Source organism: Sphingomonas sp. 22R3R2A-7 (assembly GCF_036856055.1).
Classification (GTDB): domain Bacteria; phylum Pseudomonadota; class Alphaproteobacteria; order Sphingomonadales; family Sphingomonadaceae; genus Sphingomonas.
The window spans coordinates 2,469,597-2,495,000 of the sequence record NZ_JASPFR010000001.1 but is presented as its reverse complement, the minus strand read 5'-3'; the positions used below and the strand labels follow the sequence as shown (position 1 = coordinate 2,495,000).

Genomic DNA, 25,404 nt, shown 5'->3' with positions numbered 1-25,404 from the left:
CGCTGTACGGGCTGGGAGTCTGGACGCTCGTCTTCGCGCCGATCGTGCTGTTCACCGTGCGCGGCGCGATGATGACATGGTCGGCGCGGTCGCTCGTCTGGCCGAGCTTCGACTTTCGCGGCGCGGGCACGATCGCGCGCTATGGCGGCGTGATGGCCGCGAGCCAGTTGTTCTGGTTCCTGCAGAGCCAGGCGGACGTGTTCATCGCCGGACGCAGCTTTTCACCGCACACGCTCGGCATCTACACGACCAGCCTGTTCCTCACGCAGATCTTCGTCGCCAAGTTCGTCCCGCCGCTAAACGAGGTGGCGTTTTCGGCCTATGCGCGGATGCAGGCGGATCCCGACGCGATCGCGCGCGCGTTCGTCAAGGGCGTACGCCTCGTGATGATCGCGGCGATGCCCTTCTATCTCGGGCTAGCCGCGACCGCCGAGCCGCTCGTGCTGACCGTGCTGGGCGACAAGTGGCGCGAGACGATCCCGGTCGTCCGGCTGCTCGCGCTGGCGATGCCGTTCATGACGGTGCAGGTGCTGTTCACCCCCGCCTCGGACGCGCGCGGGAGGCCCGGCATCGGCGTGCGCAACGGCGCGATCGGCGCGGTGATCCTGACCGGTGCGTTCCTCGTCGGCGCCAACTGGGGCCCGGCGGGAATGGGGCTGGCGTGGATCGCCGCCTATCCGCTCTATCTCGCGATCAGCGCGTGGCGGACGCTGCCCGTTATCGGCGTGCGCGCGCGCGATCTCGGCGACGCGGTCGCTTCGCCTGCGCTGGCCGCGATCACGATGACGCTCGTCATCACGATGGTCGACGCGGTGCTGCCGCCGATCGACGTGCATTGGCGGCTGGCGCTGCTCGTGCCGATCGGCGGGCTGGTCTATGCGGCGTGGATGCTGGTCTTCGCACGGTCGACGGTCGCCGACCTGATCGCGGTGATCAGGAAGCAGCCCGTCACCGCATAGACGTCCCCCGGCTCACCCCCGGCTCACGTCGCAGGCAGATAGATCTCGCCGCCCTTCGCGCGGAACTGTTCGCTCATGTCGGCCATGCCCTTCTCGGCATCGGCATGCGCGCCCTTGGCGAAGTTCGCCCGATCGGCATCGCTATGATCGACGTCGGCGGCGAGGAAACTGTCGGCGGGGCTGTTTTGCTTCGCGGCGAAGTCCCGAACCTCCTGCGTGATCTTCATCGAGCAGAATTTGGGTCCGCACATCGAGCAGAAATGCGCGGTCTTGGCGCCTTCCGCGGGGAGCGTCTGGTCGTGATACTGCTCGGCCGTGTCGGGATCGAGGCTCAGGTTGAACTGGTCGCGCCAGCGGAATTCGAAGCGCGCGCGCGACAGCGCGTCGTCACGCATCTGCGCGGCGGGATGCCCCTTCGCCAGATCGGCGGCGTGTGCGGCGAGCTTGTAGGTCACGACGCCGACCTTGACGTCGTCGCGGTCGGGCAAGCCCAGATGCTCCTTGGGCGTGACGTAGCAAAGCATCGCGGTACCGTACCAGCCGATCTGTGCCGCGCCGATTCCGCTGGTGATATGGTCATAGCCCGGCGCGATGTCGGTGGTGAGCGGCCCCAAGGTGTAGAAGGGCGCCTCGCCGCAGACCTCGAGTTGCTTTTCCATATTCTCCTTGATCTTGTGCATCGGCACATGGCCGGGGCCCTCGATCATCACCTGCACATCGCTCTTCCACGCGCGGTGGGTGAGTTCGCCGAGCGTGTAGAGCTCGCTGAACTGTGCCTCGTCGTTGGCGTCGGCGATGCTGCCGGGGCGCAGCCCGTCGCCGAGCGAATAGGCGATGTCATACGCCTTCATGATCTCGGTGATCTCGTCGAACCGCTCGTAGAGGAAGCTCTCCTTGTGGTGGCTGAGGCACCATTTCGCCATGATCGAGCCGCCGCGCGAGACGATCCCGGTGACGCGCTTGGCGGTCATCGGGATATAGGCGAGGCGCACGCCGGCGTGGATCGTGAAGTAATCCACGCCCTGCTCCGCCTGTTCGATCAGCGTGTCGCGGAAGATCTCCCAGGTCAGCTCCTCGGCAATGCCGCCGACCTTTTCGAGCGCCTGGTAGATCGGCACGGTGCCGATCGGGACGGGGCTGTTGCGCAGGATCCATTCGCGCGTGTCGTGAATGTTGCGCCCCGTCGACAGGTCCATCACCGTGTCGGCGCCCCAGCGGATCGACCAGACGAGCTTGTCGACCTCGGCCGCCACGTTCGAGGCGACTGCGGAATTGCCGATATTGGCGTTGATCTTGACCAGGAAGTTGCGACCGATCGCCATCGGTTCGGATTCGGGGTGGTTGATGTTGTTGGGGATGATCGCGCGGCCGCGTGCGACCTCGTCGCGGACGAATTCGGGGGTGACGAAGTCGGGGATCGACGCACCGAAGCTTTCGCCGTCGCGCTTGTATTCCTTCAGCATCGCGCGGCCGAGATTCTCGCGCGTCGCGACATATTCCATCTCGGGCGTGATGATGCCGCGGCGGGCATAGTGCATCTGGCTGACATTGGCGCCGGCCCTGGCGCGCAACGGGCGAGCGATGCTGCCGGGGAATTGCGGTACGCCGCCCGAGCGGTCGGGGCCGAGCTGGCCGTTATCCTCGGGCCGGATCTCGCGCGCGTCGTAGCTCTCGACGTCGCCGCGCGCCTCGATCCACTGGCGGCGGAGCTGCGGCAGGCCGGCGTTGATGTCGATCGTGGCGCGCGGGTCGGTGTACGGACCGCTGGTGTCGTAGACGCGCAAGGGCGGCTCGGAGCAGCTGGGGTCGAGCACGATCTCGCGCATCGCGACGCGGACGTCGGGGCTTGAGGGCACCGCGACATGGATCTTCCTAGACCCGCGGATGGGGCCGGTGGTGACGCCGATATCGGCCTTTTCGCTGCGTGCTTCGTAATCGGCCATGCGCTTGCTCCTAAAGGTCTCGGAGCAAGGCGTGCGGTTCTGTGGCGACCGCTCCCTCCCTCCGCCGGTATCAACCGGATCAGGTTCAGCGGGTCGAAGGCTCCTGCCTTCCTCTCAAGCGCGGATCGGCGCTCCCCGGGGTAGGGCGAGCATAGGCGCAACGGACGGGGGCGCAAACGAAAAACCCCGCGCGGCCGGCCGCACGGGGTTTCGGGTCGATCGGCGGGTTGCGATCAGAAGGTGTAGGTCAGGCCCACCGCGCCGAGCCACTGGTCGGCATCGCCGACGTCCGCGACGATCGGGCTGTCCTTGTACTTGCCGAGCATGCGGCCGTAGAGCACGCCCGCGCCGACACCGAACCCGCGGCGAAGATCGCCCGACAGGCTCTGCAGCGCGAACGCCGAGACGTTGACCCGGCGGAAACCGCTGTCGTTGATGTCATAGGTGCGCAGACCGCTGTTGATCGTGCCGATCGGCGTCACCGCGGCATAGGTCCGGCCAAAGCCCTTGCCCGCATAATCCGCCGACAGGCCGAACGCGACCAAGGTGCGGACCGATAACGGCGTCGTGTAGTTGACCTGCGGGGTGATGACATAGCTGTCGTGCGTGCCCGACACGTCGTGGATATAGGCGACGCGCGCGGTCAGCGTGTCGTAATCGCTGGTGATGACGCCGGTCTTGCCGATCCCGACAAAGCCGCCGACTTCGTACGCGGTGTCGATCTTCCCGAGCGCGCGGACCTGGCGGTTGTCGACCTTGCCGGTGCGATCGGTGCGGACCGCGGCGATGACGCCGACTTCGTAGTTGATGCCGACCGAGCCCGTGTTGGGGATCAGGTTGACGTAGAGCTGCGTCCCGCGCGTGAAGAAGTCATGCCCGCGCACCGTCCCGATCGCGACCGCGCCGGGAGTGAAGCTGTTGCTGTCTGCGCCCTCGTAATCGGGGAGCGACGCGACGCCCAGCCCGAGCGTGATGCGGTTGTTGTCGGCGGGATCGGTGATCGGCGGGGTGGGGTTGGGATCGGTCTGCGCAAGCGCCGGGGTGGCGACAGCAAACGCCGCGGTTGCGGCAGTCAGGACGAGAGAGAATGCGCGCAAGGACGTGCTCCGGACAAAAAGGTTCCACCGCGCAACGCGGCAGTGCGTCATTCGGTCCGCTATCAACGTCAGAAGATATAACGCATTTTTACTTGTTGTATTTCGGCATCACCGGCGACCGCGAAGCGCGCGGCTGAAAAGGATGGTGGTCCGAAACGCACCGGGGCGTTGCGCGAGAAGCCAAAGCCCTCGCGCGGGATACCCGCGAACGTGTCGAGCTTCGAATTGCCGTTCTCGTCATGAATGATCGCGAGCGCATAGCCGCGCTGCGGAAGTCCGGCGAAACTGGTCGTCCGCTCGTTCGCGGGCAGGTTGCGGGTCAGCGCGTTCGCGTCGTCGATGCAGGCCGGGAAATTCTGCGGGTCGGCGGTCAGGCAGATCCGGATCAACCCCTTGGTCGAGCGGACATTGTCCACGCGAACGTCAAGCCGCGTGACCGGCGCCGCCGCCGCCAGGGTGGCCCATATCGCCGCCGCCGCCGCGAGCCGCAGCATAGGCGCGTGCCGCCTTGTCATGCGACTTGCTGAAGTCGCCAAGGCCTCGGTCGGTGCCGCAGAGCCGATCCCAAAATCGGAAATAGAGCCCATAATTGCACCTGTACTGTTCGTGATGTCGCTGATGGTGGCTGGCCGTGATCAGCCATTCCCCCAATGCCCCCCGCCAGATGAACCGGGGAAAAACTTCCCACCCCATATGGTTCGTGACTCCCATAACCGTCATGATCGTCAGGACCAAACCCAGTCCACCGACATGGATCGGAATCAGGAACACCAGTAGCGGAATTATCACAGCGCCGGTGATCGCCTCGATCGGATGGAACGCCATCGCCGCCCAGGCGGTCGGCGGACGGCTGGCGTGGTGCAGCGCATGCGCGAGCTTGAACGGCTTGGGCCGGTGCATCCAGCGATGCGTCCAGTAGAACCAGCTATCGTGCGCGACGAGGAACAGCAGCACCGACACGGGCAGATACCAGAGCGGCATCGCGTGGATGTCGGTATAGATCTGCGTCCAGCCGCGGTTCTGCCACCCCCAGGCAACGACGCCTGCGGGCACGCCGTAGATCGCCGCCGAGGCGATGCTCCAGACGATCTCGCGCCGCATCTGTGCATCGAGCCCGCGATAGAGCCCCGGATGCCGCGCGCGCGTCGCCGCGGCGAACGCACCCGACACGATGAGATAGCGCACGCCGACGATCACCGTCATCGCGAACGCAGAAAGAAGGATGGCCAGCGCGATCGTCATGCCGCTGCGTATAGGGGCTTTTTGCGGGCGGGGTAATGGGGTGTCGGGCGCATGCATCCCGAAGGCGTGGCACGGTCGTGAAGAATCCGGCCTATCCCGGCGGTCCGGACTCAGCGCGACGGTCGAGGATCAGGATAGGCTTGTCGTGGTACCGGCCGGTCACGCGCTCGACATAGCCGAAGCGCGCGGCGAGCCGGAGCGAGGGCGCGTTGTCCGGATCGATGATGCACGTCGTGGCGGCGAAGCGCGGATCGGTCCACGCGAACACCGCGGCGAGCGCTTCCGATGCATAGCCCTGCCCCTGCGCCTCCCCGGTCAGCGTCCAGCCGACTTCGGGACCTGTCGCGCCCGGGCCGTCGATCGGCGGCAGGATCGCCCGCCGCGCTTCGATCAGGCCGAGATCGCCGATCAGCCGCCCGGTCGCAGTCTCGCGCACGATCCAGCTGCCATAGCCATAGGCGGCCCATTGCCCGATCGAACGCAGCAGCCTTATCCACACGTCCTCGCGACTGCGCGGCACGCCGCCGATCATCGCGTAGACGCGCGGATCCGCCCACATCGCCGCACACTCGTCGAGATCGGCAGGCGCGTGACCGCTCAGCGTCAGCCGCGCGGTCGTGAGCGTCGGGGCCGGCGGATGGCGGTGACTGGCGTCGCTGGCGGGCGTCGGGTGCGTGGGCGGCATGGTGGATCCGGTGTTGCTGCCGGCATAGTGGCGGAGATGGTCGCGGCGCGCCATGCCTCTTCGTGCGCTGGTGGCGCTGGCCGGGGGTGTTTTGACAGGATCGCGCAACGCGGTTCGCGGCCTTCCCGAGGGCCGGGTCGCAGGCTTTGTCGAAGGCTCCGCATCCCGCCCGTCGTCCGGTTGGCAATGCAGATTGTCTTCGCCCGCGATTGCACGGGAAAGGCTGTTTGCCGGGGCGCAGCTTTGCGCTAGTCGGAGCCATGGCATCGACGATCCCCTGCGACGTCGCGATCGTCGGCGCGGGTCTGGCCGGCGGGATGATCGCGCTGGCGCTCAAAGCCAAGCATCCGACGCTCGACGTGCGCCTGGTCGATTCGGCCGACAGCGTCGGCGGCAATCACCTCTGGTCCTTCTTCGGCAGCGACGTGGCGCAGACCGATCGCTGGATCGTCGCGCCGCTCGTGGTGCATGCGTGGCGCGGCTACGACGTGCATTTCCCCGCGCATGCGCGCACGATCGACGAGACCTATTATTCGATCGAAAGCGAACAGCTCGACCGCGAGGTGCGCCGCGTCCTGCCGCGCGACGCGCTGATGCTCGGGCGCAAGGTGCTCGGCGCGAGCGCGACCGCGGTGGTGCTGGCGGATGGCGACCGGATCGAGGCGACCGGCGTGATCGACGCGCGCGGACCGGGCGACCTGTCGCTGCTCGATCTGGCATGGCAGAAATTCCTGGGGCGCGAACTGAAGCTCGGCGCGATGCACAAGGCACCGCGGCCGATGGTGATGGACGCGAGCGTCGAGCAGATCGACGGCTATCGCTTCGTCTATTGCCTGCCGTTCAAGGCGCGGCGGATGTTCGTCGAGGATACCTATTACAGCGACACGCCCGATCTCGACGTACCGGTGCTGCGCGAGCGGATCGACGCTTATGTCGCGGCCCGCGGCTGGTCGGTCAAAGCGATCGCGCGCGAGGAATCGGGCGTGCTGCCGGTCGCGATGGGGGGCGATTTCGAGGCCTATTGGCGGTCGACCGGCGCGCGCGTCGCCAAGGCGGGGATGCGCGCGGGGATGTTCCACCCGACCACCGGCTATTCGCTGCCCGATGCGGTGCGGACCGCGTCGGCGATCGCCGCGCTGCACGATTTCTCGGGCGGCACGCTCCACGACACGACCTATGCGATGGCGCGCGCGACGTGGAAACGCCGCGGTTTCTATCGCATGCTCGACACGATGTTGTTCCGCGCGTCGGAACCGGCGGAACGCTATCGGATCCTCGAACGCTTCTACCGGCTGTCGCCATCGCTGATCGGCCGCTTCTATGCCGGACGCTCGACCATGACCGACAAGGCACGCATTCTCACCGGCAAGCCCCCCGTCCCCATCGCGCGCGCCGTTCGCGCCATCGCAGGCAGTATGAGATCATGAAGACAGCTATCGTCATCGGTGCAGGGTTCGGTGGGCTGGCGCTTGCGATCCGGCTGCAAGCGGCGGGCGTGCAGACGACCATCGTCGAGAGCCGCGACAAGCCGGGCGGTCGCGGCTATTTCTGGGAACGTGACGGGTTCACCTTCGACGCAGGCCCGACCGTCATCACCGATCCCGACTGCCTGCGCGAGCTATGGGCGCTGAGCGGACACGAGATGAGCGCGGACGTGACGCTCGACCCGGTGCTGCCCTTCTACCGGCTCAACTGGGCGGACGGGACCAATTTCGACTATACCAACGACGACGTGCAGATGCGCGCCGAAATCGAGAAGCTGCACCCCGGCGACTGGGCGGGATACGAGAAGTTCCTCGAATATTCGGCTGGCGTGTTCCGCGAAGGCTATGAAAAGCTCGGCCATGTCGCGTTCCTCGACTTCGGGTCGATGATCAAGGCCGCGCCCGCGCTTGCGAAATACCAGGCGTGGCGCTCGGTCTATTCGATCGTGTCGGGCTTCGTGAAGTCGGAGAAGCTGCGCGAGGCGCTGAGCTTCCACACGCTGCTGGTCGGCGGCAATCCAATGACGACGAGCGCGATCTACGCGCTGATCCACAAGCTGGAGCGCGATGGCGGCGTCTGGTTCGCGCGCGGCGGCACGAACCGCTTGGTCGCGGCGCTGGTGACGCAGTTCGAGCGGCTGGGCGGCGTGCTCAGGCTCGACGATCCGGTGACCTCGATCGAGACGCTGGGCGACCGCGCGACGGGCGTGGTCTGCGCAAGCGGCTGGTCGGCGCAGGCGGATGCGGTGGCCGCGAACAGCGACATCATGCACACCTATCGCGACCTGCTCGCGACCTCGCGCAGCGGACAGCGCAAGAAGGCGTCGCTCGAGCGCAAGAAGTACAGCCCGTCGCTGTTCGTCGTGCATTTCGGGATCAAGGGCACGTGGCCGGGCATCCCGCACCACATGATCCTGTTCGGACCGCGCTATAAGGGGCTGCTGTCGGACATCTACGATCACGGCGTGCTGTCGGAGGATTTCTCGCTCTACCTGCACCATCCGACAGTCACCGATCCCTCGCTCGCCCCCGAGGGGCACTCGACCTTCTATGCGCTCGCGCCGGTGCCGCACATGGGCAAGTTCCCGGTCGACTGGGACGAGATCGGCCCGATCCTCGAAAAGCGCATTCTCGACGAGATCGGCCGGCGGCTGATCCCCGATATCCATGAGCGGATCGTGACCAAGTTCAGCTATGCGCCGAAGGACTTCGCGCAGGATCTCAACGCGCATCTGGGCTCGGCGTTCTCGCTCGAGCCGGTACTGACGCAAAGCGCGTATTTCCGCGTGCACAACCGCGACGATCATATTCCGAACCTGTACTTCGTCGGTGCGGGAACGCATCCTGGCGCCGGCATTCCCGGCGTCGTCGGCAGCGCCAAGGCGACGGCGCGGTTGATGCTCGAAAGCGAGACGTAATACCGCGGCGCGTGATGCGATGGATGGTGATGGCACAGGCTGTCCCACCCATTGCACCGCCCCGGTCGAAGATTTCACGTCGTTGCAGGCGCGATCTCTGCTTGGCTTGCCGGAATGACATGGTCCGGAATGGTGGCAATTTTGGCAACCGCCGCTTCCGCGTTTATCACTTACCTTCCAACTGCGACCTGCGTGTTCTCCACGCCGCCGAAACGGATGGATCGTCGATGGTGCAGCGCTGACGATCCCCTACCCTTCCTGTCGAGCGGCCGCTCTGACCACATAGGAAGGATGACGACATGACCATCAAGGTAAACAAGCAGGACTGGAACGCACTGAGCGCAACGGAGCAAAACGAGATTTCGAGCATTATCGGCGCGCATTTTACCGGCGAGACGATCGAAGCGACGGACGACGGCGCCGCGATCGCCGACGTCGGCAGCTTCTGCACGATGATCTGCAACGCAGCCGAAGCCGCCGCGACCGCATTGTGCAGCCGATTGACGAACCCCACCGCCAAACAGGTGTGCCTTATGGCCGCGCAATCGGCCGGCGATCTGTGCCGGTCGAAATGCTGAGCGACTGACCGTTCGAACCGGCCACGACCGGCCGGTTCGAACACCGCGCTGGCCACCGCGCCCGTCACTTCGCCAGGCAGGTATCACAGCGACTTGTGGCGCGGGCGTGCATCCCTTAGCGGTGCGCTATGAAACGTCTTGCAGTCTATTGCGGGTCGGCCACGCCGGCGGACCCGATCTATATCGAGGGCGCCCGCGCGCTGGGGCGAACCTTTGCCGAGCGCGGAATCGGGCTCGTCTATGGCGGTGGCCGGACCGGGTTGATGGGCGCGATCGCCGATGGCGCGCTCGAGCGCGGTGGCGAGGTGATCGGCGTGATCCCGCAGGCGCTCGTCGATGCCGAGGTCGCGCATCGCGGGCTGACCGCGCTGCACGTCGTGCAGGGCATGCACCAGCGCAAGCAACTGTTCACCGATCTGTCGGACGGGTTCGTCACGATCCCCGGCGGCACGGGGACGATGGACGAACTGTGGGAGGCGCTCAGTTGGGCGCAGCTCGGCTATCATGCGGATCCGGTCGGGCTGCTCAACAGCGCCGGCTATTATGACCATCTGATCGCGTTCTGGGACAAGATGGGCGAGGTCGGCTTCCTGCGACCGCAGCACCGCGACCTGCTGATCGTCGCGGACACGCTCGACGTGCTGCTCGACCGGATGGCGAACCACGTCCCGACCCAGCCGATCGTGCGGATGAACGCGTCGGACCTGTGAGGTTGACGGCCCACTCCATTACTCGCCGCCACCCCGGCGAAGGCTGCGGCCCAGTTGGAACGGCCAAAGTAGCGACGCGCGGCGTGAGCCAAGTCTTGTTTTCCAGCCGGGCCCCGGCCTTCGCCGGGATGGTCGTCGCAATCGTGGCGCGCGTGCGCGCATGAGCCACCCCTTCCCTCGCGTGAGGCGATCGTCGCGACCGCGCATGAATCGATCGCGCGCGGTTCGAAGAGTTTCGCCGCCGCGAGCCTGTTGTTCGACAAGCCGACGCGCGAGCGCGCATGGCTGCTCTACGCCTGGTGCCGGCGGTGCGACGATATCGCGGACGGGCAGGACCATGGCCACGGCATGACCGTGGTCCACGACGCGCCCGAACGGCTCGCGGCGCTGTCGGCGATGACCGAGCAGGCGCTCGCGGGCGAGGTCGTCGGCGAACCCGCCTTCGATGCGCTCAGGATCGTCGCGGCGGAAACGCGGATGCCCAGGCGGTTCGCGCGCGATCTCGTCGCCGGCTTCGCGCTCGATGCGGAGGATTGGCGCCCGCGTTCCGAAAACGACCTGTACCGCTATTGCTACCATGTCGCGGGCGTCGTCGGCTGCATGATGGCGGTCGTGATGGGCGTCGATCCCGACGACGAGGATACGCTCGACCGCGCCTGCGACCTCGGCATGGCGTTCCAGCTCGCCAATATCGCGCGCGATATCGAGGAGGATGACCGGGTCGGGCGCTGCTACCTGCCGATCGAATGGCTGGTCGAGATGGACTTTCCCCCCGGTCAGCACATGAAGCCGCCGTTCCGGTCACGGCTCGCCGTTCTGTCGAAGCGGATGGCGGACCGCGCCGCTGCGTTCGAAGCCAGCGCCCGCGAGGGGACGCCGGCGCTGTCGTTCCGCTCGGCCTGGGCGGTACTCGCGGCGGCGGGGATCTATGGCGCGATCGGGCGGACCGTTGCGTCGCGCGGCGAGCACGCATGGGACCACCGCGTCACGACGTCGGGGATGCAGAAGCTGGGTTTTATCGTGACGGCCGCGCGAGAGGCGGCCGGTCGGGAGAAGCTCTATCCAAGGCGGCCGCGTGACACGCGGCTATGGACACGGCCCAAAGGCTAGCGCGAACCGTTAGGCGAAGGCTCAGCCCTGCGCCTTCGCCTTGCCGGCCTTGGCGATATACTGGCCTTGCGCGCGGCAATTTGCGCCGATCATCGGATAGGGAACGTCGGTGTTCTGCGCCAGCTGGTCGGGCAGCGCCGCGCGGCACTGTGCCATCGTCTCATAGCGTGCCGGGATCACCCGGGCTTCGGTGCAATTGATGTTGCCGTCACCGCAACCCATGATGGCCATGACGTAGAACAGCGGTTCCATTTCATTCTCCAGTCGAAATAGAAAAGCGACGAAGTGGCAGGATTGTTCCCCCAACCGCTTTCACCGGGGCTTGACCGCGCCTACATCCCCACCAGCAATGCCCCCTGATACCTACACCTCCACCCGCGCGGACCAGCCTCTGCTGCCGACGCTCCGCCGCTTCCTGCCATTCCTGTGGCCGGCGGGGCAGCCCAGGCTCAAGGCGCGGATCGTCGTAGCGATGCTGCTCGTGATCGCATCGAAGCTGGTGCAGGTCTTCGGTGCGGCGTTCACGCTCAAATATGCGGTCGACCGGATGGCGGGGAACGACCGCGGCGCGCTGACGCTCGTCGTGCTGCTCGTGGTCGGGTACGCTGCGTCGCGGTTCGGCACGACGCTGTTCGACAATCTGCGCAATGCGGTGTTCGAGCGTGTCGGGCAGGACGCGTCGCGGCGCCTTGCCGCGCAGGTGTTTCGCCACCTCCATGCGCTGAGCCTCGATTTCCATCTGTCCAGGCGGACGGGTGCGGTGACCAAGGTCGTCGAGCGCGGCACCAAGAGCATCGACACGATGCTGTACTTCCTGCTGTTCAACATCGCGCCGACGCTGTTCGAACTCGTGCTGGTGCTGGGGCTGTTCTGGACCAAGTTCGGCTGGCCGCTCGTCGTCGCGACGGTCGTAATGGTGGTCGGCTATATCGCGTTCACGCGGATGGTCACCGACTGGCGCAATGCCCTCCGGGCACGCATGAACGACCTCGATACCGGTGCGGTCGCGCACGCGGTCGATCTCGCTGCTGAACTTCGAGACGGTCAAGTATTTCGGCGCGGAGGAACGCGAGGCCAAGCGTTACGACAGCGCGATCACCGCCTATTCCGAGGCCGCGGTGAAGAGCGAGAATTCTCTCGCATGGCTCAACCTCGGCCAGGCGCTGATCACCAACCTGATGCTCGCGGGCGGGATGGGGTTCGTCGTGTGGCGATGGAGCCGGGGCGAGGCGTCGGCGGGTGACGTGGTGTTCGTGTCGACGTTGCTCGCGCAGCTGTTCCGGCCGCTCGACCTGCTGGGGATGGTGTATCGCACGATCCGCCAGGGCGCGCTCGACATGGCGGCGATGTTCGACCTGATCGACACGCCCGCTTCCGTCGTCGACGTGCCCGCCGCGCCTGCGCTCGCGGTGAGTGCGGGGCATGTCCGGTTCGAGAATGTCTCGTTCGGCTATGACGCGGGCCGGCCGATCCTGCGCGACCTCGAGCTCGACGTGCCCGCGGGATCGACGCTCGCGGTGGTCGGGCCGTCGGGCGCGGGCAAGTCGACGCTCGCGCGGCTGCTGTACCGGTTCTACGACCTGACGGGCGGGCGGATCACCGTCGACGGGCAGGACATCGCGCAGGTACGCCAGGCATCACTGCGCGCGGCGATCGGCATCGTTCCGCAGGACACCGTGCTGTTCAACGACACGATCGGCTACAACATCGCGTACGGCCGCGAAGGCGCCGAGATGCCCGACGTCGAGATGGCGGCCAAGGGCGCCGCGATCGCGGGCTTCATCGAGCGCCAGCCGCAAGGCTATGCGACGCGCGTCGGCGAGCGCGGGCTGAAGCTGTCGGGCGGCGAGAAACAGCGCGTGGCGATCGCACGCACGCTGCTTAAGAACCCGCCGATCCTGATCCTCGACGAGGCGACGTCCGCGCTCGACAGCCGCACCGAGGCGGAGATCCTCGACACGCTCGAGGCGATCGAGCGCGGCCGCACCACGATCGTGATCGCGCACCGGCTGTCGACCGTGGTGCATGCCGACCAGATCGTCGTGCTCGAGGCGGGACGGATCGTCGAGAAGGGCACGCATGCCGAGTTGCTGCGGCGCGAGGGCGTCTATGCCGAGATGTGGAACCGCCAGGCGCAGGAGCGTGCGGGGCAGGATGACGGGGCGCTGGCGGCCGAGTAGCGACGCCCCGGCGCTGCACTCCTCGGACCGGGCTTACCCCGCCCTGTGCGTCCGCCGCCAGTAGAAGAACGAGTATAGGATCGGCGTCGCGATCATCACCAGCAGCAGTGCGATGACGAACGACGTGCGCGTTGCGTTTTGCATCGGCAACAGCGCGACGAGGATCAACCCGAACCCCGCCCCCACCATGATGCGGCCGCCATAACGGTGCGTGGCGATCCAGTTGTCGGGATCCATGATCGCCCAGGGCGTGCGGATCCCGACGAAGAAGCCGGGGCGCGACTTTGGCAGGACGTTGCCGAGCGCCACGAACAGCACGCCGATCCCGATCAGCATCGTCGTCGCGGGCAGCGCGAGCCCGAACGCCGGGGCAGCGACCATCGCCTCGACGAGGACCATGATCCCCAGCAGACCGACCCATGCGGTGCGATAGAGCGGCGCGGATTGTTCGAGCTTGTGCTGCATCGGTTCGAGCGAGGGCAGCGCCGCCATGGTCAGCGACGCCACGACCGTCAGCGCGACCGGCATGAACAACGCGGTCCCCGCATCGGCGAAGCGGTCGGGCAGCCCGTCGGGACCCCAATGCGTCGGCAGCTGCGTCCCCGCCGGCAACCGCCCGAGCGCGACCGCGGCGACGATCGCGAGCCCGCCCGCGGTCACCGCAGAGGCTATGATGAGGTTTCGGTAGCGCATGTCTCGTCCCCCTTGTCGTCATCCGCAGCCCCGACGCGAAGCCGCCCCATGAAGCCCATCACCACCTCCTCCATCACCGACAGATCGAGCGTGTAGACGATCGACGTGCCCCGGCTTTCGGCCTGGATCAGCCCGGCAGCCTTCAGCTTGGCGAAGTGGTTGGACATGGTCGGTTTCGACACCGCGAACGCATCGGCCAGCGCCCCCGCGGTCATCGCGCCGCCTTTCAGCAGCTCGAGAATGCGGCGGCGCGTAGGGTGCGCGAGGGCGTCGAAGACCGAGTCCATAAGACTGTTTATTCGCAAGTCTTCTAATTAGCAATGTGGCTAAATATGCTGAGTGCCTCGACTGGGTTTGCGCCTCCACGGCAGAGGCCATTCCATATGATCGAGATGCCAAGCCCCGATGCTACGTCGCGATAAGACCCGCGCTCTCCTCGACATCGCTGCGGGGATCGCTACCTAGACGGCAATGGCACTCGACCCCCTCCCCGATCTCCAGCGCATCTTCGGCTTTCCTGATTTTCGTGGCGTGCAGCGCGATGTCGTCGACCGCGTGCTTGCGGGGCAGCGGACGCTGGCGGTGATGCCGACGGGTGCGGGCAAGTCGCTCTGCTACCAGCTGCCGGCGACGATGCTCGAGGGGACGTGCGTCGTCGTGTCGCCGCTGATCGCGCTGATGCACGACCAGTTGCGCGCCGCGACCGCGGTGGGGATCAAGGCGGCGACGTTGACCTCGGTCGACACCAATCGCGAGGAGACGATCGCGCGGTTCCGCGCGGGCGATCTCGACCTGCTGTACGTCGCGCCGGAGCGGGCCTCGAACGAGAGTTTCCGCAACCTGCTCGGCCAGGCGAAGCTGTCGCTGTTCGCGATCGACGAGGCACACTGCGTCAGCGAATGGGGGCATGACTTCCGGCCCGACTACCGGTTGCTGCAGCCGCTGCTCGACAGTTTTCCGGACGTGCCGCGGCTCGCGCTGACCGCGACCGCCGACGCGCACACGCGCGCGGATATCCTCGAACAGCTCGGGATCTCGCGCGAAGGACTGATCGTGTCGGGGTTCGACCGGCCGAACATCCGCTATGCGATTTCGGCGCGCGACAACGTCAACCGGCAGATCGCGGATATCCTCGAGAAGATCCCGGGGCCGGGGATCGTCTATGCGCAGACGCGTGCGGCGACCGAGAAGCTCGCGGAGGCGCTCGGGCGCAGCGGCCGCCCGACGCGCGCCTATCATGCCGGGCTCGATCCGCAGGTGCGCGCGAAGAACCAGGCGGATTTCGTCGCGAGCGAGGACATGGTGATCTGTGCGACCGTCGCGTTCGGGATGGGGATCGACAAGCCCGACGTCCGGTTCGTCGCGCATGCCGGGCTGCCGAAATCGATCGAGGCCTATTACCAGGAGACGGGGCGCGCAGGCCGTGACGGCGACCCGGCGATCGCGCACCTGTTCTGGGGCGCGGAAGATTTCGCGCGCGCACGCCAGCGGATCGGCGAGGTCGAGCCCGAGCGGCAGGCGGGCGAACGCCAGCGGCTGACCGCGATGGGCGGGCTGGTCGAGACCGCGGGGTGCCGGCGCCGCATCCTGCTCAAGCATTTTGGCGAGGAGCGGCTCGAGGATTGCGGCAATTGCGACAATTGCCTCGGCAATGTCGATGCGGTGGATGCGACCGAGACCGCGCGGAAATTCCTCTCGGCGGTGTTCCGCACGGGGCAGATGTTCGGCGTCGGCTATATCGAGGGCATCCTGACGGGTGTTTCGAGCGAGCGCAGCCTGATGAACGGGCATGAGGCGCTGTCGGTGTACGGGATCGTCGACGGCGACGAGGTGGCGTTGCTGAAGCCCGTGTCGCGTGCGCTGATGCTGAAGGATGCGCTGCGCACCAATCCGCATGGCGGTCTCGAATTCGGACCGGCGGCGAAGGCTATACTGAAGGGCGAGGCCGCATTGTCGGTGATCGTGCCGCCCAAGCGCGAGCGGCGGCGCAAGGCGGCGGCGGGCGCGGTGCCCAACCCTGTCGACGATCCGCTCTTCGAGGCCTTGCGCATCCGCCGCCGCGATCTGGCGAAGGAGGCGGGCGTTCCGCCGTATGTGATCTTCCACGATTCGGTGCTGCGTGACATGGCGGCGCAGCGGCCCGCATCGCGTGCGGCGCTTGCCGTGCTGTCGGGCATTGGCGCGCGCAAACTCGACGCCTATGGAGATGCCTTTCTGGCAGTTATCCGCGAGTCCGCATGATCCGGCATATCAACGAGAGCATTTCGGTCGCACCGCAGATCGCGGTCGAACAGGTCGCGGACATCGCCGCCGCGGGCTTCAAGACGATCGTCAACAACCGCCCCGACGACGAGGATGCGGGTCAGCCTTCGGGCGACGCGATCCGCGTCGCGGCCGAGGCGGCGGGGCTGAAATACGTCGCGATTCCAGTGACGCATGCGGGGTTCTCGCACCCGCAGATCGACGCGATGACGCAGGCGCTGACCGAGGCGGACGGCCCCGTGCTCGCCTATTGCCGGTCGGGCACGCGCAGCTGCAATCTATGGGCGCTCGCGGCCGCGAAGGCGGGGCGCAACCCCAATCTGCTGCTCGCGCAGGCCGAGGACGCGGGCTATGACCTGCGCGGCATCCGCCCCACGCTGGACGCGCTCGCAGGGCCGCGATGATCCCGATCGCGATCGCCCCCTATCTGATCGGGGGCGCGGTGAGCGCGGCGCTGGTCATCGCCGCCGGCGGCGGCTGGGCGATCGCACGACGGCGACGCGTGAACCGGATCGAGACCGCCGAGGAAGCCGCCGATGCGGCGCACGCGCAGCTGCGCGACTTTGCGGTCGCGGGGGCGGTCGTCGGCGCCGACGGGCTGGGCGCGCTCGCGATCGCCGATGACGGACGTGTCGCGGCGGTCAAGCGGATCGGCAAGCGGATCGCGGTGCGCGAAGTCACCTGGCGCACGGTCCGCGCGACGCAGGAAGGCATCCTGGTCGAGACGGGGGACCGCGCGATCGGCGCGGTCATGCTGGCGCGGGTGGACGTTCTCGACATCCGCCGGCTCGCACCGAGCGTGCGCGTCTAGCAGCTTGATGCGCGTGGACAGGGCCGCACTGCATTTCGACACGCCTGCATAAAAGACCCGGTGCGTGATACGCACCGGGCCAAGGTTGTCCGCAGGAGGAACGTCGTGGGTGCAGGCTCGACCGGCCCGCTACCGATCTGATGTCAGTTGTAGGCGCGCTCGCCATGTTCGCCGATGTCGAGACCTTCGACCTCGACTTCGGGCGAGACGCGCAGTCCGGTGACCGCCTTGGCGATGTAGATCGCGATCGCCGTGCCGATCGACGCCCAGATGATCGTCACGAGAACGGCCTGGAGCTGGACCAGCAGCTTGGCGCCGATGACGTAATCCGCAGCGCCCGGGCCACCGAGCGACGGCGCATAGACCACCGCGGTGCCGATTGCGCCGATCATGCCGCCGATGCCGTGAATGCCGAACGCGTCGAGCGAGTCGTCATAGCCGAGCAGCGGCTTGAGCTTCGAGACCGCCATGAAGCAGATCAGCGACGCGACCGCGCCGAGGATGATCGCACCGAACGGACCGGAATTGCCCGCCGCCGGGGTCACCGCGACGAGGCCGGCGACGATGCCCGAGCAGAAGCCGAGCGCGGATCCCTTGTGACCCGAGAGCTTCTCGGCGAGCATCCAGAACAGTGCCGCCGACGCGGTCGCGACGAACGTGTTGATCATCGCCAGCGCCGCCGACCCGTTCGCCTCGAGTGCCGAACCCGCGTTGAAGCCGAACCAGCCGACCCACAGCAGCCCGGTGCCGATACCCGTCATCACGAGCGAATGCGGCGCCATCGGCTCCTTGGGATAGCCGATCCGCTTGCCGAGGATCAGCGCGGCGACCAGCGCCGAGACACCGGCATTGATGTGCACGACGGTGCCGCCCGCAAAGTCCAGCGCGCCGGCCTTGAAGAAATAGCCCGACGCCGCCCATACCATGTGCGCGATCGGGAAATAGACGATCGTCAGCCAGACGAGGCCGAACACCATCACCGCCGAGAACTTCATCCGCTCGACGACCGAGCCCAGCACGAGCGCGACGGTAATCGCCGCGAACGTCATCTGGAAGCAGACAAAGACATATTCGGGGATCTCGACGCCCGCGGTGAACGTCGCCGACTGCGACGCGGGCGTGATGCCCTTCAGGAACGCCTTGTCGAGGCTGCCGATGAAGTTGCTGAGGAAGGGGTCCGTGACGTCGGGACCGAATGCGAGCGTATAGCCCCACATCACCCAGATCAGCATCGCGAGCGCCGCGACGGCGCCGATCTGCGTCATCGTCGACAGCATGTTCTTCGACCGGGTCAGGCCGCCATAGAACAGCGCGAGCCCCGGTAGGATCATCATCAGGACGAGCACGGTCGACGTCATCATCCAGGCGGTATCGCCCTTGTTGACGGTGGCGACGACGGGCGCTGCTACGGGTGCGGCGACCTCTTGTGCCCAGGCGGGGACGGCGGCGACCAGCGTCGCTCCGAACCCGAGTACCGCCGCGGCGGCAGTCTTATGTGCATGCTTCATCATCTACCCCCTCAGAGCGCCGAATCGTCGGTTTCGCCGGTGCGGATGCGCACCGCCTGCCCGACGTCGAGCACGAAGATCTTGCCGTCACCGATCGCCCCCGTGTTGGCGGATGCCTGGATCGCCTCGACGACGCGATCGGCCAAGCTGGTCGCGCAGACGACCTCGATCTTGATCTTGGGCACCATGTTGGTGCTGTATTCGGCCCCCGGTAAATCTCGGTCTGGCCCTTCTGACGGCCGAACCCCTTGACCTCGGTGACCGTCATGCCCGCCACGCCGAGCGTGGTGAGCGCTTCGCGCACCTCGTCGAGCTTGAACGGCTTGATGATGGCAATGACGAGTTTCATCGCGCCCCTTCCCCTTGTTACGAAATTGCTTCCGCAACGATCGTGCCAAATGAAAACATCAGGGGGCATGACGCGGCCCGCGTCGGGGACGGGGCGAATTCATGACAGAAATTGTGCACTACGATCGCGCTGCCCGAAATTTACGCAGCAGCCTGGCTAGTCCGGAATGATCGCGCGCGCCTCCGGCAGGTCATCCTCGTCGATCATCACGCGGACGGGGATCAGCAGATAGCTGCCGTCGCCGATCGACATGTCACCGTCGAACGCGATGGCGGGTATGCCTTCGCTCTCGAGGCGACCGACGATGATCAGCGCCTCGTTGCGGCTGTAGCGGCCAAGCTCGACGAGGCTCAAGCAGACGTGCTCATGACGCGGAACCGGCGGTGTCGGCGCGCGTCATCGCCGGAGCGACCGTCGGAACGCGGGTCGGCAACCCGTCGATGCTGACCGGATGCTCGGCCCATTCGGCGAGGCGCTCCGCATCGCTTTGGCCCGCGTGGTATTTGGACAGTGTCGGCCGCTCCCGTTCGAGCGCCATGAACGGCACGCCCCAGCCACAGCTCGTCTGCACCTGATCGACCGCGATGACGAAGATCTGGCGCGTGCCGGGAAGCGGTGCGAACCGGGCGTACAGCTCGTCCCAGTCGGGATCCTGCGGCAGGACGGCGCGCCCATGACCATAGATCCGAAAGATCAGGGCTGGCCGGTCGAACGCGCAGAACATGATGGTGATCCGCCCGTCCGCCGCGAGATGCGCGTTGGTCTCGTTCCCCGACCCGCCGACGTCGAGATACGCGACCGTGGTCGCGTCGAGCACGCGAAAGCTGTCCATCCCCTTCGGACTGAGATTGATCCGCGCGCCCTCTGCGGCGGTCGCGACGAAGAAGACGGGCTGGCGCTCGACAAACGCGCGGTGATCGGCGGAAAGCTCGGGGAAGAAGTCCATCGGGCCAGTCTATCAGCGCCGCCGCCGGAAGCGAGGGTCTTGTGCCGCACAAACACGACGTGCCTGATCGCTATTGCAAGTCAGTCGCGATAGTCGTAGCGGGCGGCCAAAGGGGTTCACCATGCTCGATCGTCGTCTTTTCCGTGCTCTTCTCGCGGGGTCCATTCTGTCCGCAACTCCGGCGTTTGCAGCGGATCCCGTGCCCGACGACACGCAGGCGCGGAACGGCACCGAGGATTCGGGCGTGATCGTCGTCACGGGTGAAAAGCCCAACACCGTCGCGTCGTCGGGTACCAAGAGCGCGACGTCGATCGTCGAGACACCGCAGTCGATCAGCGTCATCAGCGCCGCCGACATTGCCGGGCTCGGCCTGCAAAATCTCAACCAGGCGCTGCGGTTCGTGGCGGGTGTCACGCCCGAGACGCGCGGCGCATCGGCCGAGGTCTACGACCAGTTCAAGCTGCGCGGGTTCGACGCACCGATCTATCTCGACGGACTGCGCCAGTTCGGTAGCGCGACCGGCTATGCGGTGCCGCAGGTCGACGTCTCGCGGCTCGACCGCGTCGAGATCATCAAGGGCCCCGCCTCCGTGCTCTATGGCCAGTCGAGCCCGGGCGGGCTGGTCGCAGAGGTCAGCAAGCTGCCGCTCGACCGTGCCTCCTATGGTGCGGTCAGCGGGACCTATGGCAGCTACGACCTCTACCGCGTCGACGCCGATATCGGCGGGCGTGCGGGCGACGGCGTGCTGTGGCGCATCTATGGCAGCGCAAACGGCGCGGACGACCAGCAGACGCAGGGCCAGGGCAAGCGCGAGCGCCAGACGGTGTCCGCCGCCGTCACCGCGGGTGCTGGCAGCAGCACGAGCTTCACGCTGCTCGGCGCCTATTCGCACGATCCGTTCAACGGCAATTACGGCGTGTTCCCGACGCTCGGCACGCTGATCGACAATCCGGCGGGCAAGATCTCGACCAAATTCTATGGCGGCGAGCCGGGCGACTTCTTCCGGCGCGAACAGGCGGCGCTGACCTATATCTTCAACCATGATTTCGGCAGCGGCTGGGCGCTGCGCTCGTCGGGGCGCTATCAATATGTGAAGAGCCGGATGGGGCTGGTCTATACCAGTGGGCCCGCGCTCGATCCGACCGCCGCGGCACCGACCGTCTACAGCCGATCATCCTATTCGACGCGCGAACAGCTCAACAACTGGACGTTCGACAATCAGCTGACGGGCAAGCTCGTGACGGGGCCGCTGACGCATCAGCTGCTGTTCGGGGTCGATCGGCAGGTCGCGCATTCGGCGGGACTGTCGGCGTTTGGCGGTGCGACGCCGATCGACGTGTTCAACCCCGTCTATGGGACGATGCCGACGCCCCAGACGCCCTTCGAGGTTCCGGCGTCCTTCGGCATCAACTCCGCCAATGTCCGCCAGCGGCAGCAGGGCGTCTATGCGCAGGACCAGATTGCGGTCGGCGGCTTGCGCGTGACGCTCAGCGGGCGGCAGGACTGGGCACGCCAGGCACGCAATGGCCAGGTGCAGAAGGACGACAAGTTCACCTGGCGTGCGGGCGCGCTGTACCTGCTGCCGTTCGGTCTTGCGCCCTATGCGAGCTATTCGACGTCGTTCGAGCCGCAGAATGCACGGTTGCGCGACGGCGGCCTCGCCCAGCCGTCGCTCGGCAAGCAGGTCGAGGTCGGCGCCAAATACCAGCCCGCGGGCACGCCGATCCTCGTCACCGCGGCGTGGTTCCGGATCGAGCAGACCAACGTCGTCGTGTCCTATCCCGATTTCACCTCCGACCAGGTCGGCAAGGTGCGGTCGCAGGGCATCGAGGTCGAGGCGAGCGCGCCCCTGCCCTACGGCTTCAACGCCAAGCTCGCCTATAGCCGCCAGCGCGTGAAGAAGGTCGAGGACGTCGTCGCCGCCAATATCGGCCTGCCGCTGGCAACCGTCGGGCGCGGCGGGATCTCGGCAAACCTCGAATGGGCGCCGACCGAAGGCCCCGCCTCGGGCTTTGCGATCGGCGGCGCGGTCCGGCACGTCGACAAGACCTATGCGGACTTCTACGCGGACGGCGTCGCACGCTATACCCCCGCCTATACGGTGTTCGACGCGCTCATCCGCTATGATCTGGGCAAGCTCAGCCCGCGGCTCGCCAATGTCGATCTCGGCGTCAACGCGACCAACCTGTTCGACAAGAAATATCTGACGAGCTGTTTCACCAACTACGCGTGGTGCTGGTACGGCAACCGCCGCACGGTGCAGGCAACGATCGGCTATCGCTGGTGATCGCCGCGTCGCGATCGTTTTAATGCGCGATTCCACGGCACCCTTTGCCGCGTCGACCGTTCTGCGACCCGAGTGCGTCCGTTCCGGATGCCGTCATTCATAGGAGATCAGCATGAACACGACGACGTTGAAGGGTGAAGGCCAGGATCTGCTCGGTTCGGTGAAGCAGGCTGCGGGCAACGCGACGGGCGACAGCTCGCTGCAGGCCGGCGGCGTCGCCGACCAGATCGCAGGGACCGCCAACAAGGCGATCGGCACCGCGACCGATACGGTCGCACCGCTCGCCGACAAGGCACGCGCGTTCGCCAAGGATCGTCCGTTCGCGACCGCCGCACTGGTCGGCGTCGTCGGGATCGCGCTGCTCAACACGCTGCGCGGCGAAGTGATCGACCGGGGCCGCGTCCGCGCGGCCCCGCTGTTCCCGCGCTAGTGTCTGTTTCTGAGGGACGACCTGCCGACTTCTGGATCGGTACCCATCGCGGTGGACTGTATCCGCTGCGGCATGACGGTGGGCAATGGTCCTCCGGCGAACCCTATACCCAGGCGCTCAGCGCCTCGTTCGGCGTCTATTCGCCGTTGCACGATCTTCAGTATCTCGTCGACGAACGCGACGATGGCGCGGTCGGCATCTACCGCAAAGCTAGCAGTGGCTGGACCCGGTTGGCGCGGGTTGCGGTGCGTGGCGATGCCCCCTGCCACCTCGCCCTGAGCAGCGACCAGACGCGCCTCGCCGTCGCCAATTATGCGAGTGGCAGCGTCACGCTGTTCCTGCTCGATCACGATGGCATTCCAGTCGCCCCCGGGCAGGTCTTCGCCGCGACGGGGTCGGGTCCCGACCGGACACGGCAGACCGGCCCGCACGCCCATTGGGTCGGGTTCGACGCCGCCGATCGCTGGCTGTACGCGGTCGATCTGGGCGGCGATGCGATCCATGCCGTCGCGATGACCGCAACGGGCGGAGAGGTCTTGAGAACGGCGTTCAAGGCACCACCCGGTTCGGGACCACGTCACCTTCTTCTGCATCCGCGCAGGCGCGATATCGCCTATCTCGCATGCGAACTGGCGAACACGCTGATGCTGCTCTCGGGCGGGGACGGCGCATTCACCGCGATCGAGACGCTGTCAACGTTGCCCGCGGGGTTTGGCGGTCCGAGCATCGTCGCGCACCTTGCGATCAACGCCGCGGGCGACCGGCTCTATGTCTCGAATCGCGGGCATGACAGTATCGCGGTATTCGCGCTCGACGACGCAGGGACGCCGCGCCTGATCCAGCATGCGCCCACCGGCGCGGCCTATCCCCGCCACTTCCTGCTGCTCGAGGACGAGGCCTGCCTGATCGTCGCGAACGAGAAGGACGAATGCGTCACGGTGTTGCCGATCGCGCCGAACGGGATGCTCGGGCGAAGCGTCGCGCGGGTCGCGGTTCCCGGGGCGGCGTTCGTGCTGCGCGCCTGACCGGAGCGGCCCGGCTCATCGATAGGCGAGCGTCCAGCCCGGCGGCAGGTAGTCGGTCGACATGTAATAATAAAAGAGGCAGCTGCCATCGGGACGGTAGGTGCCGCCCTTGACGAGGCCGAGCGCGACCTGCCCCTCGAACACCGGTGCGCCGCTATCGCCCGATTTGCAGGTCGGCCCCTCGACCGCGACCCAGGTCGGCAGGCAGGCGCCCCCGCACAGATCACCCGCGGGCGCGAAATCGACCATCGCCACCGGCGCACAGCTATAGCCGGTGCGCTCGCCGCGGTGACAGACGAAGTCGCCTGCACGCGTGCTTGTCCGGTTGCGCCAGGTCGCGACGGTCCGCGCCTGGCGTTTCGCCGTATCGGCATAAAAGGCCGGGAGTGGCGGCACGCGATCGGCCGCGTCGGGCACGCGGTTGATCTGGACGTCCTGATAGCCCCAGCCCCATTGACCGACATAGCCGAGCGCGCGGTCGCCGCGGCCGCGGTCGACGTACCGCAGGTCGTCGGGGCAATGCGCTGCGGTCGCGACGGCATCCTGTCCGCCGTTGCTGACGACGAACCCGGTGGTGCAGACATAGCGCTTGCCGTCGCGTGGATCGGTCCCGACCACGCGGCCCCCGCCCAGCACATCGAGCGGCGCGGCGACCGGGGCTGTGACCTCGTCCTGCGCAGGCGCGGGCATCGCCATCTCGGCAGCGGACGCATCGACTGCGACGATCCGCACCGGAACGCCCGTCATCGTCGCAAACCGCGTCGTCAGCGCGCCGTCGCGATCGAGCGCGAGATCCGCCGTCGCCACCATGATCACCATCTCGCCCGTCCGCTGATCGACGCCGATCCCCGGCGGGTGCGGCAGCGCAGCGCGGATATCCGCCTGATGGGTGCGTATCCGGTCGAGCAGCACGTCTCGCGTGACCACCGCACCGGTGCGGAACAGGATCGGGACGACGAGCCCGCCCGCGATCACCGATCGGTCGGCGACCGGGTCGCTGCCCGTCAGCAGCACGGTGATCCGGTATCCGGGACTATGCTCGACCGCGATCCCGGCAAACCGGTCTGCGAACTCGGTGCGCAGCGCGTCCGTCGCCGGGATCGTCGCGGCCTGCGCGCGCAACCGGTGCATCGCCTCATCGAGCGAGACGGAGAACAGGCGTGCATATTCGCCCGCATCCTGCATCGCAGCCTCGACCGGCAATTGCAGATGGACGCCGGGTCCGGCGGCCTGGGCGGGCGTGACGACCGCGGCGACGATCAACGTGGCGATCTGGATCGCCCTCTTGCGCAGTCGAGTCATTCGCGGTCCAACTTCAGCGACGGTATTGAAATAGCACCGAAGTCGGGCCGCCGCATCGCCTAGCCCAACCCGACCGCGGGAGGCGAGCACATCTTTGCGCGCGAAAGCAACGCCGCGGGAAATCGCATAACAGGCAACAATATCCCGGTCCTGGCCTAGCCTCGAATCGCAGCCTGTTGCTGCGATTGTAAAAAGGAAAGCCATTGTGACCCTCGTCCTTCCCACCCGCTATTTCATCAGCCCCGACGTCGCGCAGGACATCACGCCCGCCGCCGCCGACCATGGCCTGTTCGCGCTTGACCAGCTCGAGGTCAGCTTCGACCCGGTGCTCGACACGCTGTGGACCTATATGCGGCCAACCGCGCGGCCGAGCTTCAATCCCGGC

General features: G+C 66.8%; 24 protein-coding genes, 2 pseudogenes and 1 riboswitch (1 of these 27 cut by a window edge). Of the genes and pseudogenes, 13 read left to right on the top strand and 13 right to left on the bottom strand.

Annotation, left to right across the window (positions count from 1 at the left end):
* On the top strand, positions 1 to 959 hold the 3' portion of the coding sequence (locus tag QP165_RS11925) for a lipopolysaccharide biosynthesis protein (protein WP_333995826.1). Its footprint begins 538 nt before the window's first position; the window shows 959 of its 1,497 coding nt (coding positions 539-1,497); its start codon lies off the left edge, out of view; it ends in the stop codon at positions 957 to 959.
* A 23-nt stretch (positions 960 to 982) separates the two neighbouring features.
* Here QP165_RS11925 and thiC read toward each other — a convergent pair whose 3' ends face one another.
* The 5 genes from thiC to QP165_RS11900 all read right to left on the bottom strand — a co-directional run bounded on the left by thiC (position 983) and on the right by QP165_RS11900 (position 5,980).
* Positions 983 to 2,902 carry a phosphomethylpyrimidine synthase ThiC gene (thiC, locus tag QP165_RS11920; protein WP_333995825.1) on the bottom strand — a complete coding sequence of 640 codons (1,920 nt, stop codon included), beginning with the start codon at positions 2,900 to 2,902 and terminating at the stop codon, positions 983 to 985.
* Between the two features lie 39 nt (positions 2,903 to 2,941).
* Positions 2,942 to 3,050: riboswitch (TPP riboswitch) on the bottom strand.
* Positions 3,051 to 3,135: 85 nt separating this feature from the next.
* Positions 3,136 to 3,999, bottom strand: a complete 864-nt coding sequence (locus QP165_RS11915; protein WP_333995824.1) for a MipA/OmpV family protein — start codon at positions 3,997 to 3,999, stop codon at positions 3,136 to 3,138.
* Positions 4,000 to 4,067: 68 nt separating this feature from the next.
* Positions 4,068 to 4,415: a DUF2141 domain-containing protein gene (locus QP165_RS11910; protein WP_443019285.1), complete on the bottom strand. Its 348-nt coding sequence runs from the start codon at positions 4,413 to 4,415 to the stop codon at positions 4,068 to 4,070.
* A 7-nt stretch (positions 4,416 to 4,422) separates the two neighbouring features.
* On the bottom strand, positions 4,423 to 5,241 hold the full coding sequence (locus tag QP165_RS11905) for a sterol desaturase family protein (RefSeq protein ID WP_333995822.1): 819 nt from the start codon (positions 5,239 to 5,241) through the stop codon (positions 4,423 to 4,425).
* Between the two features lie 91 nt (positions 5,242 to 5,332).
* Complete coding sequence (locus QP165_RS11900; protein WP_333995821.1) at positions 5,333 to 5,980, bottom strand: GNAT family N-acetyltransferase; 648 nt, start codon at positions 5,978 to 5,980, stop codon at positions 5,333 to 5,335.
* A 206-nt stretch (positions 5,981 to 6,186) separates the two neighbouring features.
* Here QP165_RS11900 and crtY point away from each other — a divergent pair, with 206 nt between their 5' ends.
* The 5 genes from crtY to QP165_RS11875 all read left to right on the top strand — a co-directional run bounded on the left by crtY (position 6,187) and on the right by QP165_RS11875 (position 11,226).
* Positions 6,187 to 7,353, top strand: coding sequence for a lycopene beta-cyclase CrtY (crtY, locus tag QP165_RS11895; RefSeq protein ID WP_056018521.1), 1,167 nt, complete (start codon positions 6,187 to 6,189; stop codon positions 7,351 to 7,353).
* Complete coding sequence (locus tag QP165_RS11890) at positions 7,350 to 8,828, top strand: phytoene desaturase (RefSeq protein WP_333995820.1); 1,479 nt, start codon at positions 7,350 to 7,352, stop codon at positions 8,826 to 8,828. Before crtY ends, QP165_RS11890 begins: the two co-directional genes overlap by 4 nt.
* A 299-nt stretch (positions 8,829 to 9,127) precedes the next feature.
* Entirely contained in the window at positions 9,128 to 9,406 is a 279-nt protein-coding gene (locus QP165_RS11885; RefSeq protein WP_333995819.1) for a hypothetical protein, read from the top strand.
* A 128-nt stretch (positions 9,407 to 9,534) separates the two neighbouring features.
* Positions 9,535 to 10,116, top strand: a complete 582-nt coding sequence (locus tag QP165_RS11880) for a TIGR00730 family Rossman fold protein (protein WP_056018512.1) — start codon at positions 9,535 to 9,537, stop codon at positions 10,114 to 10,116.
* Positions 10,117 to 10,305: 189 nt separating this feature from the next.
* A complete protein-coding gene (locus QP165_RS11875; RefSeq protein ID WP_333997016.1) occupies positions 10,306 to 11,226 on the top strand; it encodes a phytoene/squalene synthase family protein in 921 nt (306 codons plus the stop codon).
* Positions 11,227 to 11,247: 21 nt separating this feature from the next.
* On the opposite strand, the gene QP165_RS11870 is transcribed toward QP165_RS11875, so the two are convergent.
* Entirely contained in the window at positions 11,248 to 11,478 is a 231-nt protein-coding gene (locus QP165_RS11870) for a hypothetical protein (protein ID WP_056018508.1), read from the bottom strand.
* 97 nt (positions 11,479 to 11,575) lie between these two features.
* Between QP165_RS11870 and QP165_RS11865 the strand changes: the two are divergent.
* Positions 11,576 to 13,406, top strand: a pseudogene (locus QP165_RS11865) (ABCB family ABC transporter ATP-binding protein/permease).
* Positions 13,407 to 13,439: 33 nt separating this feature from the next.
* Here QP165_RS11865 and QP165_RS11860 read toward each other — a convergent pair.
* Together QP165_RS11860 and QP165_RS11855 are read right to left on the bottom strand one after the other, a co-directional pair.
* Complete coding sequence (locus QP165_RS11860) at positions 13,440 to 14,099, bottom strand: SdpI family protein (protein WP_333995818.1); 660 nt, start codon at positions 14,097 to 14,099, stop codon at positions 13,440 to 13,442.
* Positions 14,075 to 14,386: a metalloregulator ArsR/SmtB family transcription factor gene (locus QP165_RS11855; protein WP_056406728.1), complete on the bottom strand. Its 312-nt coding sequence runs from the start codon at positions 14,384 to 14,386 to the stop codon at positions 14,075 to 14,077. Before QP165_RS11855 ends, QP165_RS11860 begins: the two co-directional genes overlap by 25 nt.
* Before the next feature lie 184 nt (positions 14,387 to 14,570).
* Here QP165_RS11855 and recQ point away from each other — a divergent pair, with 184 nt between their 5' ends.
* From recQ to QP165_RS11840, 3 genes are read left to right on the top strand one after another with little or no spacing between them, the layout of a single operon-like run.
* Positions 14,571 to 16,340, top strand: a complete 1,770-nt coding sequence (gene recQ / locus QP165_RS11850; RefSeq protein WP_333995817.1) for a DNA helicase RecQ — start codon at positions 14,571 to 14,573, stop codon at positions 16,338 to 16,340.
* Entirely contained in the window at positions 16,337 to 16,765 is a 429-nt protein-coding gene (locus QP165_RS11845) for a TIGR01244 family sulfur transferase (protein WP_056018489.1), read from the top strand. The genes recQ and QP165_RS11845 overlap by 4 nt, the downstream gene beginning before the upstream one ends.
* Positions 16,762 to 17,172: a hypothetical protein gene (locus QP165_RS11840; protein ID WP_333995816.1), complete on the top strand. Its 411-nt coding sequence runs from the start codon at positions 16,762 to 16,764 to the stop codon at positions 17,170 to 17,172. The genes QP165_RS11845 and QP165_RS11840 overlap by 4 nt, the downstream gene beginning before the upstream one ends.
* A gap of 143 nt (positions 17,173 to 17,315) precedes the next feature.
* Here QP165_RS11840 and QP165_RS11835 read toward each other — a convergent pair whose 3' ends face one another.
* From QP165_RS11835 to QP165_RS11820, 4 genes and pseudogenes are all read right to left on the bottom strand, one after another.
* Entirely contained in the window at positions 17,316 to 18,680 is a 1,365-nt protein-coding gene (locus QP165_RS11835) for an ammonium transporter (RefSeq protein ID WP_056019246.1), read from the bottom strand.
* A gap of 11 nt (positions 18,681 to 18,691) precedes the next feature.
* A pseudogene (locus QP165_RS11830) lies at positions 18,692 to 19,029 on the bottom strand (P-II family nitrogen regulator).
* Between the two features lie 156 nt (positions 19,030 to 19,185).
* Complete coding sequence (locus QP165_RS11825) at positions 19,186 to 19,383, bottom strand: putative signal transducing protein (protein WP_056018481.1); 198 nt, start codon at positions 19,381 to 19,383, stop codon at positions 19,186 to 19,188.
* A gap of 10 nt (positions 19,384 to 19,393) precedes the next feature.
* A complete protein-coding gene (locus QP165_RS11820) occupies positions 19,394 to 19,975 on the bottom strand; it encodes a pyridoxamine 5'-phosphate oxidase family protein (protein ID WP_333995815.1) in 582 nt (193 codons plus the stop codon).
* Between the two features lie 121 nt (positions 19,976 to 20,096).
* On the opposite strand from QP165_RS11820, the gene QP165_RS11815 reads away from it, so the two are divergent.
* From QP165_RS11815 to QP165_RS11805, 3 genes are all read left to right on the top strand, one after another.
* Complete coding sequence (locus QP165_RS11815) at positions 20,097 to 22,262, top strand: TonB-dependent siderophore receptor (protein WP_333995814.1); 2,166 nt, start codon at positions 20,097 to 20,099, stop codon at positions 22,260 to 22,262.
* Between the two features lie 112 nt (positions 22,263 to 22,374).
* On the top strand, positions 22,375 to 22,692 hold the full coding sequence (locus QP165_RS11810; RefSeq protein ID WP_333995813.1) for a CsbD family protein: 318 nt from the start codon (positions 22,375 to 22,377) through the stop codon (positions 22,690 to 22,692).
* Entirely contained in the window at positions 22,692 to 23,717 is a 1,026-nt protein-coding gene (locus QP165_RS11805) for a lactonase family protein (protein WP_333995812.1), read from the top strand. The genes QP165_RS11810 and QP165_RS11805 overlap by 1 nt, the downstream gene beginning before the upstream one ends.
* Positions 23,718 to 23,732: 15 nt before the next feature.
* Here the strand turns inward: QP165_RS11805 and QP165_RS11800 are convergent, their stop codons facing one another.
* Positions 23,733 to 25,019 carry a hypothetical protein gene (locus QP165_RS11800; RefSeq protein WP_333995811.1) on the bottom strand — a complete coding sequence of 429 codons (1,287 nt, stop codon included), beginning with the start codon at positions 25,017 to 25,019 and terminating at the stop codon, positions 23,733 to 23,735.
* Positions 25,020 to 25,404 lie beyond the last annotated feature (385 nt).